Origin of the sequence: Algiphilus aromaticivorans DG1253 (assembly GCF_000733765.1) — a bacterium.
GTDB classification, from domain to species: Bacteria; Pseudomonadota; Gammaproteobacteria; order Nevskiales; family Nevskiaceae; genus Algiphilus; species Algiphilus aromaticivorans.
In genome coordinates this window covers 3,117,358-3,131,754 of the sequence record NZ_JPOG01000001.1, presented here as the reverse complement: position 1 = coordinate 3,131,754, position 14,397 = coordinate 3,117,358, and the positions used below count along the sequence as shown (strand labels likewise).

The window sequence follows — 14,397 nt, the reverse complement described above, 5'->3', positions numbered from 1 at the left end:
ACCCTGCTTCAGGAAATCCCCGAGGCGACAAGACGCCTGCTACCCATTAACCGAGCCCCAAGCGTACGCTCAAAGCGCACGTCGTGGACTGTGCGGTGGCGCACAAACAGGGTGCTGTCCGTCGAACGGCGCTTCCGGCCGTTTGACTGGCGGATCGGGGTGTTGTCGGCGGCCCTAGGGCAGCAGATCGGCGATGCTCGTGCGCGCCGCCTCGCGGTCGGTGTCGAGCAGATCCAGCGGCAGACGGCGGCGAAGCACATCCTCGGCAGTCATCGCCATTTCGTCGCTTATCGCGACGGCGGCTTCGACGCGCGCGAAGGGGCAATCCGGCCGGATGCGGGTGGCCAAACCCTTATCGGCTTCCAGGCGCGCGCAGAGCGTGTCGACGCGCGTGCCATGGCGCAGCGCCGCCTGCATGGCGGCGGCCTCGTCGAGGCCCAGCGCGCACAGGCGGCGCTGGGCGTCTTCCAGCCAGTCGCCGAGGCTGTTGTCGGCTGGCGGTGCGCCGGGTAGCGGCGCGCGGTCTGTCACGCTCTTCGCCTTCACACCGAGATGCCCGCAGACGCTGTCGATGATCTCGGCGGCGTCCAGGCGCGCGGTGGTGTACTTGCCGCCGACCGGCACTGTCAGCCCCGGCGCCGGCTGGGTGATCTCGAACTCGCGCGACACCTTGGACAGCGAGCCGGCGCCCTGCGCGGCCAGCGTGCGGATGCCGGCGAAGCGCTGGATGATGTCCTCCTCGCGCCAGGGCAGGCCGGGCATCCAGGCGTGGGCGGCGGCGAGCAGGTAGCGGCATTCCTCGTCGCTGGGACGGGCGTCGGCCGGTGCGTTAACCGAGACCTCGGTCGTGCCGACTAGCGTGCGGTTGTAGTACGGGATGACGAAGAAGACGCGGCCGTCCTGCGGCGCGTTCAGCAGGAAGGCACTGTGGCAGTCGGGGATCCCGGACATGACCAGATGTGTGCCCTTGACGAACTGCACGGCGGGGGACTGCGCGCCGGTCAGCTCCTCCACCCACGGGCCGACAGTGCCCACGGTGTGCCCGGCGTGCAGCGTCCAGCGCGCGTCGCCCAGGGTGTCCCGCAGCGTGGCGCCGGTGACGGTGCCGGTGTTGTCGCGCTGCAGCGCCTCGGCACGGACGTGATTGGCGCAGACCGCGCCGGCGGCCTGGGCCGCTGCCACGACCAGCGTCACCAGTCGGGCATCGTCCTCCTGGCAGTCGCCGTAGCGGAAACCGCCGCGCAGGCCGGCGTCGGCCAGAAAGGGGTAGCGCCGCAGCAGGCGCTCGCGGTTGAAGCGCTTGTGCCGCTGCACGGGCTGACGGCCCCAGGCCAGTGTGTCGTAGAGCATCAGCCCGGCGCGCAGCCGCGCCATGCCGACGCGCGCGCCCTGCCAGACCGGCAGCACGAAGTTGATCGGCCGCACCATGTGCGGCGCCAGCCGCGCCAGCACGCGGCGCTCGGTCAGCGCGTGGCGCACCAGCCCGAGTTCGAAGTTCTCCAGATAGCGCAGCCCGCCGTGGATCAGCTTGGAGGAGGCCGAGGAGGTGCCGGCACCCCAGTCCTCGGCGTCGATGAGTGCAGTGCGCAGCCCGCGACTGGCCGCGTCGTAGGCCGCCCACGCGCCGTAGATGCCGCCGCCGACGACCAGCACGTCAAAGCGCCGCGCGTCCTGCAGGCCGGCGAGGTCGCGCTTGAGGGGAAAGGCTGCGTTGCTCACGGCTGCATTCTGCCAGCCTCGCCGCGGACGTCCGCGGCGTGCCGGCGCTGTCGCGGCGCGGCGCGCTTCAGATCGACGCGCGGGCGAGCGCTGCCATCACGATGCGCGCGAAGGCCTCCGGTCGCTCGCAGTGCATGAAGTGGCCGGCGTCGGCCATGCGCTCGAGCTGCAGGCCAGCCGGAAACAGCGGCTCCTGCCCGCGGAAGTTCTCGGCGCCGATGCAGCCATCCTGTGCGCCACTGACGACGGTGGCCGGCACCGGCACCGGGGCGAGCAAGCGCCGCCGCGTGGGCGCGTGGGCGAGCTGGTCCGGCAGCTGCCGGTAGTAGCGCAGCAGCGCGCGGGCGCGTGCCGGCTCACGGAGGCTTTCACGCACGGGGGCGAGGTCCTCGGGCGTGAAGGCCCAGCCGGGTGACCACTCCGTTACCAGCCGTTCCAGCGCATCGCCGCGCGCGAAGCGCGCCGGCGCGCCGGGCAGCTGGAAGCGCAGCATGTAGCGCGAGCGCCACAATTGGCGCGAACCCAGCGCGGCGAGGAAGCGGCGCAGATGCGGCACGGCGGCGGTGACCAGCGCGTCGATGCGCTCCGGCGCGCGCTGGGCTGTGGCGTAGGCGGCCACCGCGCCCCAGTCGTGACCAACCACGGCCGCACGCGGCGCGTCCAGCGCGTCGATGACGCCGAGCACGTCGGCGGCCAGCGCGTCGAGACGATAGTCATCGTCCGGCGCCAGGCTACTGGGCGCATATCCGCGCAGGAAGACCGCCGTGGCGCGGTAGCCGGCGTCGGCGAGATGCCGCATTACCGGCAGGAAGCCCCAGGCGGTGTCGGGAAAGCCGTGCAGCAGCACAACCTCCGGCCCCTGGCCGAGCTGGAGCAGGGCGAGGCGCTGGCCGTCGCGATCAATGAAGAACGGCTTTGGGGAGGCGGGCATGGCGCGGTCGTGGTGCGGCGTCAGCCGCGCAGACTACACTGCGCATCGTCTGGAATCGCAACAGCCAAAGGAACCTTTTCATGGCGATCTCTCTTGAGAACTTCACCGACCCGGTGGCATTGGTGAATCTGGCGCTGCCGTTGGCGGTCAATGTCCTGTCCGCCCTTCTGGTCTTCTTCATCGGCAAGTGGGTGGCGCGCAAGGTCATCGACGTCGTCCAGCGCAACGCGCAGAAGCGCAACATGGATCCGACGCTGGTGCGCTTTCTGGGCAATGTCGTCTACGGCCTGGCGCTCGCGGTCATTGTCATCGCCGCTCTCGGCCGATTGGGTGTGGATACGACCTCCGCCGCCGCGCTGCTCGCCGGCGCGGGGCTGGCCGTCGGTCTGGCGTTGCAGGGGCAGATCTCCAGCTTCGCCGCCGGCGTCATGATCATCCTCTTCCGCCCCTTCCGGGTCGGCGATTTCGTGGAAGTCGCCGGGCAGATGGGTACGGTCGAGGACATCAAGATCGTCATCACCACCTTGAAGTCCCTGGACAACCAGCTGGTGACGATTCCGAATAACGCGGTCTGGTCCGGTGTCATCACCAACTACAGCGCATTGCCCACGCGGCGGGTCGACCTGCTGGTGAGCATTTCCTATGCCGCCGATCTGAAGCGCGCGAAGGCGCTGCTGCACGAGATTCTGGCTGCCGAGGACCGCATGCTGGAAGACCCCTCGCCCACGGTCGTGGTGACCAATCTCGGCGACAACTCCGTCGACTTCGCGGCGCGCGGCCACACCACCACGGGCGAGTGGTGGGCAACGCGCTGCGACCTCATTGAGCGCATCAAGCTGCGCTTCGACGAAGAGGGCATCGAGATCCCCTATCCGCAGATGGATGTGCACGTGCGCGACATGGCGCCGATGGCGGCCAACGGCTGATTCTGGTTCATGGCTGGCCCGGCGGCACTTCGGCGCTGCCGGGGTACAGCATGCGCGCGACCAGGCGCACGAGCCCATTGACCAGTGCGGCGCGTTCGGACTCGGCGTGCTGCCCGAACCCGATCTCCAGCAGCGTGTTGTAGGTCATCTGCCAGATCAGCCAGGTGTCGCGCTCGAAATCGGGGAGCCGGATGGCCGGCTGCGCCTGGGCGCTGGCCGCGCGCGCGTAGGTAAAGGCGCGCTCCTGGAGCTGCAGCACGCCGGGCAGAGTCGGTACGAAAGGAATTTCGCGCAGCAGGACGCGATACAGCGCGGCCTGCGCGGCGACTTCGCTGACCGTGACCTCGAAGAGGTGCTGCAACCCGTTGCGACCGCCCTTGGCGACCACCGCCGGCAGATGGCCGGCGATGCGCTCGACGAAGGCGTCCAGTTCGCGCTCCGCCAGCGCGGCGACCACCGCCTCCTTGCCTGGGAAATACTCGTAGACGCTGGCGATGCCCACGCCGGCGACGTCGGCGATGCGGTTGGTGGTCAGCCCGGTGTAACCCTCGGCGACCAGAATCCGAGCCGTCGCATCCAGAATGGCGCCGAAAGTCGCTCGCGACCGCGCCTGGCGAGGGCGATTTTTCGGTTCATAGTCAACCATTTGCAGGACTCGAGCTTTAGCGCGGTCACGCTACGCGGAACCCGAGTATAACCGAGCAAATACTTGGATTATGCTGGACGCAGATTTTCCTGACCCCCGTGCCGGGGGAGGTGCCGCCATGCCGCATGCCAGCATTGCTGCCGAGCGAGGAACCAGCCGGGCCGAGGCGCCGCGCCCGCTCGGGCCAGATTCCTGCACCTGGCGCGACTTCGGCTCCTACATGTTCCATCTGATGCTGCCGCAGGCCTTCGTGCTGCAGGTCGCGCATCCGGTTATCGACGCCGGGGTGGGTGAGCACTCGGTCTACAAGACCGACCCCTGGGGCCGCGCCGAGCGCTCCACCAAGATGCTCTGGCCGGTGGTCTATGCTCGCCCCGAAACCGCCATCGCCAATGGCGTTGCCCTGCGCGAGTTCCATCGCCCCATCAAGGGAGTCGATAAGCAAGGCAAGCGCTACCACGCGCTGGACCCGGAAGCCTACGGCTGGGTGCACATGACGGGCTTCGACGCCAGCCTCCGCATGCACGAGCTCTTCGGCAGGCCAGCCGACGCGAGCCAGCGGCAGCGCATGTTCGCCGAATGGCAGCGGCTGGGGCGGATTCTCGGCCTGCGCGAGGCCGACATTCCGCAGACCGAGGCGGGGTACTGGCACCACTTCAACCGCATGATCGACGAGCGGCTGATCATGGGCGAGGTCGCCTCCGACCTGCTCGACGAGCGCCAGCTCCTGGAGACGCCGAAGCCGCCCGGCTCGCGCCTGCCGGATCCGCTCTGGCGCCTGCTGCTGCGCCTGATCGCGCCCGGTGCGCGGCGCATGGTCGTGGGCACGCTGCCCGGGCGGTTTCGGAGTCGATTCGAGCTGCGCTGGTCGCGCTGGGACGCCTGGTCCTTTGGCGCCATGCGGCGCGTGCTGCGCCTGGTCCTGCGCCTCGTACCCGAGCGGCGACGTTACATCCCGCTGGCCTGGCAGGCCATTGTCGACGCCCGCGCCCATCCCGAAGCCTATCTGTGGGAGTCCGAAGCCCCCGAGGATGCGCGCGAAGGCGAAACGGGAGCGGCAGCTCGCGGCACGGCCTGACGCTGCCGGCCCGCCTCGCCTAGAGTGAGCGGGCAGGACGAACGATCAGGGAGGCCATGCGATGGGTGAAAGTCAGGAGGTGCCCGGCTTCAGCGCGGAGCGCTTCAGCCACGAGGGCGAAGCCCGGACCGTCTACCGTGCTGGCAACGGGCCGGCGGTCATTGTCATGACCGAGGTCCCCGGTATCACGCCCGAAGTGCACAGCTTTGCCTGCCGCGTGCGCGACGCCGGATTCAGCGTCTATCTGCCGCAGCTCTTCGGCGAACCGATGCGCGAATTCTCCTTCGGTTACATGGCCAGCACCCTGTCGCGCATCTGCATCAGCAAGACCTTCCACGTGCTGGCTGCGCACCAATCCAGCCCCATCGTCGACTGGCTGCGCGCGCTGGCGCGCCATGCGCACGATGAACACGGCGGACCCGGTGTCGGCGCCGTCGGCATGTGCATCACCGGCAACTTCGGCCTCGCCATGATGCTGGACGCCCCGGTCATCGCCCCGGTACTCTCGCAGCCCGCGTTGCCCTTTCCCCTGGGCCGTGAGCGCAAGCAGGCGCTGCACGCCTCCGACGAGGAAATCGACGCCGCCCACAGCAAGATCGATAACGAGGGCGCGGCCATTCTCGGTCTGCGCTTCAAGGGCGACCCCACCTGTCCCGCCGCGCGCTTCCGGCGACTGAAGCGCGAGTTCGGCGCAGCCTTCGAAGCCATCGAGATCGACGACGCCCACGCCAACCCTGAAGGCCCCAAGCCGGCCCACAGCGTGCTCACCAAGCACCTGATCGACGAAGAAGGCGAACCCACCCGCGAAGCGCTGGAGCGGACGCTGTCCTTTCTGCGCGAACATCTGGTCGCCAGGCCGGCTTAGCTACAATGGCGCCCGACGCCGGCGTAGCTCAGCAGGTAGAGCAGCGCACTTGTAATGCGAAGGTCGGGAGTTCGATTCTCTCCGCCGGCACCACCAAATCAACGACTTGGCAGCGTTTTTCCTTCGCTGGGAACGCGCTGCGGCGAATTCCTGCTGCAGGTTTCTGTGGCAGGGGGGCTTCGACCACCCTTCTTTGAAACGCGCGGATACCGGTGGCACTCCTGGCAAAGGAGTTTCACCGTGCAGAAGAAGAAGCGTGGTCCCACCCCGACCGGTTACGTGAGCCGCCGGGGCAATGGCAAGTACCAGGCGCAGATCATGATCAATGGTCAGCGCTACACCGAGACCTTCCGCGACGAGGGTTCAGCGGAGCAATACCTCAAAGACATGCAGGTGGGCGTCCGTCGGCCGGATCTCCTGGATGAGATCGTCGCGACAAGACGCTTCACGCTCCGCGAAGTCGTCGAGAAGCGCTTGGACGAGATCCAAGGCTCGGAGAAGAGTGCCGCACAGGCGCGGTCGGCCTTGCGTCAGGTGCTCGTGAAGGCCCCTGAACTGGCCGAGCTCAGGATGCGGGACATCCTGGTCCGCGATATCGAGAAGCTCGTGGAGCGTCGCAAGGCAGTGGGTGAAGCACCGAGGACCATTAATGGTCTCCTGTCCAGAATCTCGACTTCATTCGAGTGGGCTGCGACACACGGCGACCGCGAGCTACGGAACGTCGCGCTGGAAGCGAAGTGGATGCCGGTGCCCAAGCCGGGGGATCCGGACTCCTTCATCTATCAGCGTCTGGATAGCGAACAGGAAACAGCCTTGATTGAGGCCGCCGAAATCTTGCGTGCGCAGCGGCGGACCTGCCTTGAGTTCTCGAGTCTGATTCGCCTGGCTTTGGATACCACCATGCGGCGTGGCGAACTCGCCAAGCTCGACTGGGAAGACATCGATTGGGACCGCCGCACTCTCCTGGTGCGCAACGCCAAGAACGGTTCAAGTCGGATCGTGCCTTTGCGCGGGTCGACGTTGAGGATGCTTGAGCGCTTGTCTCCCTGTGACTCCGGCAGGGTCTGGGCGGCTCCCTCCACGATCTCGCGGGCGTGGCGCAAGACACGTGCGCTTGCAGCCGAGATCTTGCAGAGCGCGGGTAAGGTTGTGCTGGCCCGCAATCTGAAGACGATCCGTTTTCACGATCTCCGGTTCGAGGGGATCTGTAGGCTTTTTGAGGATCTCGACCTTGGGTTAACGGAGCGTGAGATTGCCGGTATTTCCGGTCACGACTCTCCGGAGATGCTGTGGCACTACTCGCGCAACCTCAACAAGTCCAAGGTCGCTGAAAAGTTCGCCAGGGCCGAAGGTGAAAACTGGAGCTACAAGCCGGCAAGCGCGAAGCGGCGCCCTAGGGCGATTGCCATAAGGATGAATCCTGATTGGCGCAGGTTCCGGGACTGCACTGATCTTCTGGAGCAGGCTGTCTGGTCGATGCCCATTCGCGATTTCGCCGAGGACATGGGGATCTCCGACGTCGCCGTGCATCGCGCCTGTAAGCGCCTCGGAGTGCGCAAGCCGCCTAAGGGATACTGGATCCAGCGGGAGCATAGAAAGGCGGCCTGACCGGTCGTGCCGGCCTGCGCCATGGCGAGACCCGGCTGCCCTTCACCTTGGCTCTGCGCTCCCATCCTCGTTGGGCTGCAGCGACGCCTCAGCCAGCATGGCTGCCGGTGGGAACAGCTCACCGACCTCCACGCCGAGTGCCCTAGCGATGCGGATCAGGTTCAGCGCGGCGACATTGCGGTGGCCGCGCTCCACGCCCCCGTAGTAGCTGCGCGCCAGCCCGACCTCCCACGCGAAAGCTTCCTGCGAAAAGCCGCGCGCCTCGCGGAGCTTTCGCAGCTGCTTTCCGAGAAGCACGAGCTGTGGGTGGGAGGCCATCTCGGCACGGTATGACCGAGCCTATTATCAGGCCACGCACTATGAGTACCATTTGTGCTAGCGTAGATTCGCCCATCTGAAAAAGTGGCAATCGTCGTGGTGCTCAGCTCGCGACCCTGCTTACGGCAGCGTCCGTATGGGACGAAGTGGGTGCATCAGGAGGACGAACACACGGTGTTCAAACGACGATCTGCAACAAGGGAGGAAGACATGAGCAGTGTGGGTATGGAGGAGTCTGCCGTTGCGAACGCGGCGCAGGGTAGTGATTCAGCCACTGCTGGCTATGGGGGGTTCTGGCGACGCGCTGTGGCGTACGTCATCGACATCGTGCTGACCCAGATCGTCGCGATCATGGTGGTCGTGCCGTTGTCGTTCTCGCTGGGCGTGGTAACTGCCAATTCAGTGAGCCCGGAACAGGCCGAACTCATGGGTGGCGGGGTCGGCATGATCGTCGGCGTGCTGATCCAGTGGATCTATTTCACCGTCATGGAGGCCTCGGGGCTACAGGCCACTATCGGCAAGCGGGCCCTGGGCATGAAGGTGACCGGCTCCGATGGGCAACGCATTGGTTTCGGCAAGGCTAACGGCCGCTACTGGGGGAAGATCATCTCTGCCCTGGTCTTCTTCGTCGGTTTCCTGATGATTGCTTTCACACAGCGCAAGCAGGGCTTGCACGACGTCATGGCTGGCACGTTAGTGCTGAAGCGCTGAAAGGGGGAAGGCGGATGAACTCGATGAAAGCCCGGTTTGGAGCTTTGTGGATTATCACAGCGCTTGCTTTGGCCGGCTGCTCAGGGCCACCGAGCAATGCCGAGGTCGAGGCGATCGTGCTCGATTCCATGGCGCAGTGGATGGCATTCATCAAGCAGGAAGGTCAGCCCGAAGTACCTCCCGAGGAGGTCATTCACGCGGTCTCCCGCGACGGCTGCGAACGCACGGGAGAGAGCAGCTATGAGTGTTTGGTCACTACCACCTACAACCCGCAATACGCGGTGATGGGCGAACAGCACACGCAGCGGATGCGGTTCACGAAGACCTCGGACGGCTGGTATGCCGAAGAGGTTCAGTAGGGGCCAACTCCAAGGGTTTCCGGCGTCCCCGCGACAGGTTGCGTTGCGTGATCAATGCGATGCGGACACGTCGGTAACGACGCCGGAGTGATCCAATAAGCAAGAGGAGATTCACGATGAAGCATCTTTCCCTCCTACTGGCGATGGCCGTAGCAGTGCCCATGGTCGGGCCGGTTTACGCGTTCAAGGTTGAACTCGGTGGTTCGCCGAACAACGAAGTCGTGATCGGAGGCAGCGGCAATCCTGGAGATGTCGCTGGTTGCGTGGGAGCGCTGAGCCGTCTCTCGCCCCGTGCAGCTGCGGCTCAGGGCCTGCCGTCACACCCGGGGGCGCTGGAAGGCATGTGTAAGACCAATGCCCGGTTCCAGCAGCTCAATCGCAGGCAATGGCAGTGCGTGGCCTCCCGGATCAGTAACGGCGAGCCGCATGCAATGGCGATCGGACGATGTTACTAAGCGCGCACTGGAGAAGCGAAGTTACCTGAACACGTGAGTGAGGGCGCTCTTGAAATCCGACTCGGGGCGATCACTCGTTCTGGCATCTGGCACCCATGTACATCGCTAAAGCGCTATTGAGCCTGGCGACTGCTCTAGTACTTTGTTTCCTGTTTCTGCAGATGGCTGTTGCTGCGATAACAGGGAACGAGAGTGTTCCCTACGCATGGTGGGGATTCATCGTGGTCGGGGCGATCGCGATCTACTGCTTCATGCAGGTCGGCTTCTGGATGCGGTTGCGCAATTGCAACTACGAGTGGTACGTCGCCAATAACCCAAGTTGCAAGCGCTCCGATGGGCGGGTGAAATGCGCGGTCTGCGGGAGTAATCGCATAACCGTTCGAAATCTGATGAATCGTACGTTTACGCGTGCGCACGTGTGTGTGCAGTGTGGCGAGACTCTGTATTTTTCACCCGAATGAGATGTTGGCGGCCTGCAGGGAATAGGCTTGCGCATCTGGCAAATCCTGGCCGCACTTGGAGCTGGTTCCGGCCAGCACCGCTGCCAAATCCGGAGCGCCTGCAGAGTCTCGCCACGCGAGCCGGAAAGCCACCGCCGCCCTTGCGCCCGCTGCGTCACCTGCGCACGTCATTCCGCTGGCCCTGACTCCGGAGCGCAGCTCGACGAGCGGTGCCGGGAGGCGGCCCGGCTCGCTCTTTGTGCCGAGACTCAGCAGACGCTCACCACCCGCAAGTCGAGTCATGCAGCAGGGTTGAGTGTTGATCGCCCTGGAGAGCCTCGCCTCGCCGGCGGGGCGCCTCGATCTAGCTCCGCTCACTGGTGACCGCCTTCTGGAAGAGTTGCGTCGGAAAGCTCCTGTAGGATTCCTGCGCAGGAATCATAGAATCGCTTTGAGGTGTGCATGGCCAGAGGCGGTCATCGACCGGGCGCGGGACGTCCATCCGGAACCGGTCGCTACGGCGAGCCTACGGTGTCCCGGCGGATCCCGTTGTCGCTCGTCGGCGAAGTGGATGCGTTGCTGCGCGCAGCGAAGCCGCAGCCGAGAGCGCAGGAACGGCTTCCACCGGAAGCCGTGCGCGTGCCCGAGTCCGGGCAGGTCCACTTGATGCCACAGTGTGAGGCAGCATCTGCTCTACAGGCCCTGCATGAGGCCGATGTCACCGCACGCGCGGTCGTTCTGGATCCCTGGTACCGGGCGAAGAGCGGCCAGGGGCGATCCGCCTATCTGGCCGAGATGGTGCCGCTCCTGGAACTCGCTGCGCGGGTTGGACAGCACATTTTCATCTGGGGATTTCCCGAGCACGTCAGCCGCCTCGTGGACCACTGGCCATTCCGGTTGCAGATGCGTGGCTGGATCACGTGGTGGTTCAAAAACGCGGCGAGCCGGAGCAAGGGCTGGCGGCCATCCCAGCAGGTATGTCTGCATCTGAGTCGGCGTGGCGCCCCGATTTACCCGGAGCATTTCTACGACCCGCGCCATCAGGAGGCCGCCAAAGGCAACCGTCTGGAATACAAAATGACCCCGTTCTCCGTGATCGAAGCTCCGCTACTAAGCGGCTTTATCGACCGAAGCCAGCAAACGGGTTATCCAGCCCAGAAGCCGCGAAAGGTCATCGAGCCGCTGCTCAGGATGACCTGCAAGCCCGGCGACATCGTGGTCGATCCGACCTGCGGATCGGGCACTACTGGAGAGGTGGCGGCAGCAATGGGCTGCCGGGCAATCCTGTCCGACAGAAGGGGCGACGCTCTGCGGGTGACGCGCGATCGTCTTGCCAAAGCTGGATCTCTCGCAAACGCTTCGCCCTCTTCCAACGGTGCGTAGTTGGGCCTCGACGTTTCTTAAGTCGCAACAGCGGTCCGCCGCGCATTCAAGCGGCTGCCCCGGCTTGCGTTGGAGGTTCTCCGGTGCCGCCACGGTTAGTCCGAAAGCGTATTCGGGGCTTCTTTTTGTTCCGCCAACCAGGCCTCGACGTCGGAAAGTTCGTACATCAATCGGCGGGACCCCGGAAATCGGGTGGCGGGTGGCAGGGACTGCCCGCGTGCGCGTCGCATGTGGATGGCTGAGCGTCCGGAATAGCCCAGAATCTTGGCAAGTTGTTCCGTATCGAGGAAGGTAAATTTGGCACCCATGAGTGGCTCGCTACTGAAGTTTGCTTGGCGGTGCTCGCTCAGTTCAATGGGTTCAGCCCGGCCCGTGCAGCGCTGCCGGGCGGGTGGTGAAACGGGCGGGTCAACCATCGCCCGACCGGGCCACGCAGTGGCTCGTCGGTGCACTGCGGCGTCTTGTGCGAGCTGCGTTGGAGGTGCGGCGACGAGCGGTGGTTGAAGCGCGGCGCCCGGCGCATGCCGATCACGCTCAGCAGCCGCCCGGCAATCATTGCCGGGCCTGCCCAGTGGCGAGCGCTTGCCGGAATGCTGGTTCATCTCAGCCCCTCAGGAGGCCTGCTCAGTGTCGGCAGGCGTCACCGGTTTGACGTCCTTGAGCGTCCGTTCTGCGCGCTCGATCTGGCGCAATAAGTAGGCTGATAGGGCGCCTTCAACGTCAATCTGCATCCCGGCCTCTTTGGCGCGCTTCTTGACGGCTTCGAATCGGTCCCAGTCTTTCTCTTCAAGCTGCAGAGGGAGGCGCTTTCGGGTTTTTGGCTTGGGCTGATTGAGCAGCATGGCTTCCTCTTCGTTGATGGCTACGTCACCTCGGTATCCGTTGATTTCAGCGGTTCGGAAACCAAGTGCTGCAACCCCGCTGAAGTCGGCGCAGAAGAAATGACAGCGGGTAGACCACGTCCTGGCGCCCACGTCTCCGGATCACCGGTTGCGGCAACGGGGGCAGCTCTGGCGGCGGCCTCTTCCTGCGTCGGTATTGCTTGACGATGTAGGCATCGAGTCTGAAGACGTCATCCCGGAGCTGGCGGAAACCGGGGGCACTGTGCAGGGAGCGAATTAGGCCCTGAATCCGGTTGTCGTTGACCTGAGCGTAGTGCCTGATGTCGGCTCGGTAGCGTTCGAATTGTTCTCGGTTGATGCGCCAGGTCCAGGTCACGGGCTTGATCGCGATCCGGCCGCTCTTCCTGGTGTAGGCCTTGCGCAGCTGTGGCGGAACGGGCATCTGCGCAAGCTCGAAAACCCATGGCCACTGGATGCGTTCCCGGCGCGCATCGCGCCAGGTTTCGAGACTAAGCAGCGGATGCTCACCCTCCGTTCGGAATAGCCACCAGCGGAAGGTGGTCGTCCCCGTCAGCGGCAACAGTACGAGCCGAAAAACAGCCTCTCCCCGCTTGCGGGCATGGCGGCGCTGCGAGTCGGTCATGATCAGGTCGAAGCGCTCGTGTAGCTTCTGAAAGAGCGCAGGTGCGCGGTCGGCGGCGACCTCGCCGGTGACGTAGAACAGGAAGCCGTAGGCCACGTAACGCTGGATGGTACGCATCGTGGCGGTGACGGTGGCGTGAATATTGGGATCGAACATCGGGTGCTCCGGAAGCGGCTGGAGCTTCTCCGGTATCCGGGCTGTTTGGGTTGAGGGCGGGGACGAGGATGCGCAGTTACTAAGGGGCAGGCTTCAGAAGATCACATGCGATGAGAGATTCCCGAGCCGGCGAGGGAGTCATCGCATGTGCGCGCGCCAGCGCGGCCTCTTTGAAATCTCCGGATACCGAAGGCATGGCCTCGATGGATTCGGGGACGGTTCACCACCGTTGCGGCACCAGCCGTAAGTCATGGAGCAACTGCGGGCCACCAATCCGCAGCCATGACGCAGTACCGGGGTGACCAGCCCCGCACTCGACGCTACCTGGCCCCGGTAGGGACCACGCCGATCTAACCAATCGGCAGACCGCCGTAGCCGGATATCTCGTAATTGAGTTCGTCCGGCTGCAACGGGAGCGGTGGGGTGTAACTCCCCGCCACGACCCACTCCGGTTGGCTCACGAACGGGCTGGCAGATATTGGGCGACGCGGGAACGGGAGCCGGAGCAATCCGGCGCTGGCTAACCCTTGCAAGCAAGCGAGTGGGTGTCGGCTAGGTCGGGATCATCCCGACCGAAACCCTTGCCGTACGAGGAAGTGGTAACCAGACCACTCCACGGGGTGCCGGTGACGGTACGACGTGTGCGCAGCACCTGGGTTCGCGCTGACGACGAAAGGGCCACGGGCCTATAAGTCTTCAGATCTCACGGACAGCCCCGAAGGGGGTGCGCGGTGAGAAGGCACCCGGCGGCGAAAGCTGGCGGGGTCTGTGATAGCTCAAGGGTGTAATTGCATCTCTCCAAGAGATGCATCTGCGATGTTGCTGATGCCATCGCCGCCCCTCAAGTGGGCGGTGACTGCAGGCGGGAAACGATGCTGTGAGTACGAGAGATGCTTGGGAATCTCGGTCCTCGGATAGCCGATGTTATGCATCGGTGCGGTGCTCAGCACCTAGCAGCCATCGTGACGCCAGTGGCTAGGCAATAAGACTCGTATGGAGGAACGCGGGAAAACGCTGTTGGTGCCGGGCGTGGTGCCCGGATCAGCCCAGCAGCGAGGAGCGGAGATGAGTAGGAGCGCGGAAACGCGGACATCGGGATCGATGCAGTCGAAGTACCCCGATGTACCGAGGCAACTCGGGTACGAAAGTCACCAGCGGTCGAAAAGGTAGCTGCCGGTGGTACGGCAGTCGAGTGGTAGTGAAGTCTCTGCGGAGCATGACCAGCGGGTGGTGCCGGGTCAGCACAGTGGGCGGGTGGTGCCGCTGCTGTGCCCGCAGTGGGCGAACGTGCCCGACGGTAGTCGGGTAATCAATCAA

Annotated in this window: 15 protein-coding genes and 1 tRNA gene; 9 read left to right on the top strand and 7 right to left on the bottom strand. The window is 65.0% G+C overall.

Translation table 11 applies throughout. The features are described from left to right. Positions 1-174: 174 nt before the first annotated feature. The gene (locus tag U743_RS14550) at positions 175-1,719 is read right to left on the bottom strand and encodes a glycerol-3-phosphate dehydrogenase/oxidase (RefSeq protein ID WP_043769224.1); all 1,545 of its coding nucleotides are present in this window, start codon (positions 1,717-1,719) and stop codon (positions 175-177) included. A 67-nt stretch (positions 1,720-1,786) separates the two neighbouring features. Then, entirely contained in the window at positions 1,787-2,650 is an 864-nt protein-coding gene (locus tag U743_RS14545; protein ID WP_052368230.1) for an alpha/beta fold hydrolase, read from the bottom strand. 80 nt (positions 2,651-2,730) lie between these two features. Between U743_RS14545 and U743_RS14540 the strand changes: the two genes are divergently transcribed. Next, on the top strand, positions 2,731-3,576 hold the full coding sequence (locus U743_RS14540) for a mechanosensitive ion channel family protein (protein WP_084191582.1): 846 nt from the start codon (positions 2,731-2,733) through the stop codon (positions 3,574-3,576). Positions 3,577-3,583: 7 nt separating this feature from the next. On the opposite strand, the gene U743_RS18315 is transcribed toward U743_RS14540, so the two are convergent. Continuing rightward, complete coding sequence (locus U743_RS18315) at positions 3,584-4,222, bottom strand: TetR/AcrR family transcriptional regulator (protein WP_052368229.1); 639 nt, start codon at positions 4,220-4,222, stop codon at positions 3,584-3,586. A gap of 118 nt (positions 4,223-4,340) precedes the next feature. Here U743_RS18315 and U743_RS14530 point away from each other — a divergent pair, with 118 nt between their 5' ends. From U743_RS14530 to U743_RS14515, 4 genes are all read left to right on the top strand, one after another. Then, complete coding sequence (locus tag U743_RS14530; RefSeq protein WP_084191581.1) at positions 4,341-5,300, top strand: oxygenase MpaB family protein; 960 nt, start codon at positions 4,341-4,343, stop codon at positions 5,298-5,300. A 61-nt stretch (positions 5,301-5,361) separates the two neighbouring features. Further along, positions 5,362-6,165 carry a dienelactone hydrolase family protein gene (locus U743_RS14525; protein ID WP_043769223.1) on the top strand — a complete coding sequence of 268 codons (804 nt, stop codon included), beginning with the start codon at positions 5,362-5,364 and terminating at the stop codon, positions 6,163-6,165. Positions 6,166-6,182: 17 nt separating this feature from the next. Further along, positions 6,183-6,258 (top strand) — tRNA-Thr (locus U743_RS14520). A gap of 147 nt (positions 6,259-6,405) precedes the next feature. Next, positions 6,406-7,773 (top strand): tyrosine-type recombinase/integrase, encoded by a 1,368-nt coding sequence (locus U743_RS14515; RefSeq protein ID WP_043769222.1) that lies wholly within the window; start codon positions 6,406-6,408, stop codon positions 7,771-7,773. 42 nt (positions 7,774-7,815) lie between these two features. Here U743_RS14515 and U743_RS14510 read toward each other — a convergent pair whose 3' ends face one another. After that, positions 7,816-8,091, bottom strand: a complete 276-nt coding sequence (locus U743_RS14510; RefSeq protein WP_043769220.1) for a helix-turn-helix domain-containing protein — start codon at positions 8,089-8,091, stop codon at positions 7,816-7,818. A gap of 210 nt (positions 8,092-8,301) precedes the next feature. Between U743_RS14510 and U743_RS14505 the strand changes: the two genes are divergently transcribed. The 4 genes from U743_RS14505 (at position 8,302) to U743_RS14495 (ending at position 11,439) form a co-directional block, all read left to right on the top strand. Beyond that, positions 8,302-8,802, top strand: a complete 501-nt coding sequence (locus tag U743_RS14505; RefSeq protein WP_198022064.1) for an RDD family protein — start codon at positions 8,302-8,304, stop codon at positions 8,800-8,802. Positions 8,803-8,825: 23 nt separating this feature from the next. After that, positions 8,826-9,161 carry a hypothetical protein gene (locus U743_RS14500; RefSeq protein ID WP_156966464.1) on the top strand — a complete coding sequence of 112 codons (336 nt, stop codon included), beginning with the start codon at positions 8,826-8,828 and terminating at the stop codon, positions 9,159-9,161. A gap of 116 nt (positions 9,162-9,277) precedes the next feature. Beyond that, positions 9,278-9,616 (top strand): hypothetical protein, encoded by a 339-nt coding sequence (locus U743_RS19170; protein WP_156966463.1) that lies wholly within the window; start codon positions 9,278-9,280, stop codon positions 9,614-9,616. A gap of 971 nt (positions 9,617-10,587) precedes the next feature. After that, entirely contained in the window at positions 10,588-11,439 is an 852-nt protein-coding gene (locus tag U743_RS14495) for a site-specific DNA-methyltransferase (protein WP_043769216.1), read from the top strand. 95 nt (positions 11,440-11,534) lie between these two features. On the opposite strand, the gene U743_RS19165 is transcribed toward U743_RS14495, so the two are convergent. From U743_RS19165 to U743_RS14480, 3 genes are read right to left on the bottom strand one after another with little or no spacing between them, the layout of a single operon-like run. Beyond that, complete coding sequence (locus U743_RS19165; RefSeq protein WP_156966462.1) at positions 11,535-12,041, bottom strand: helix-turn-helix transcriptional regulator; 507 nt, start codon at positions 12,039-12,041, stop codon at positions 11,535-11,537. 9 nt (positions 12,042-12,050) lie between these two features. Beyond that, the gene (locus U743_RS14485; RefSeq protein WP_043769212.1) at positions 12,051-12,281 is read right to left on the bottom strand and encodes a hypothetical protein; all 231 of its coding nucleotides are present in this window, start codon (positions 12,279-12,281) and stop codon (positions 12,051-12,053) included. 46 nt (positions 12,282-12,327) lie between these two features. Further along, positions 12,328-13,080 carry a hypothetical protein gene (locus U743_RS14480; RefSeq protein WP_043769210.1) on the bottom strand — a complete coding sequence of 251 codons (753 nt, stop codon included), beginning with the start codon at positions 13,078-13,080 and terminating at the stop codon, positions 12,328-12,330. Between the last annotated feature and the right edge of the window lie 1,317 nt (positions 13,081-14,397).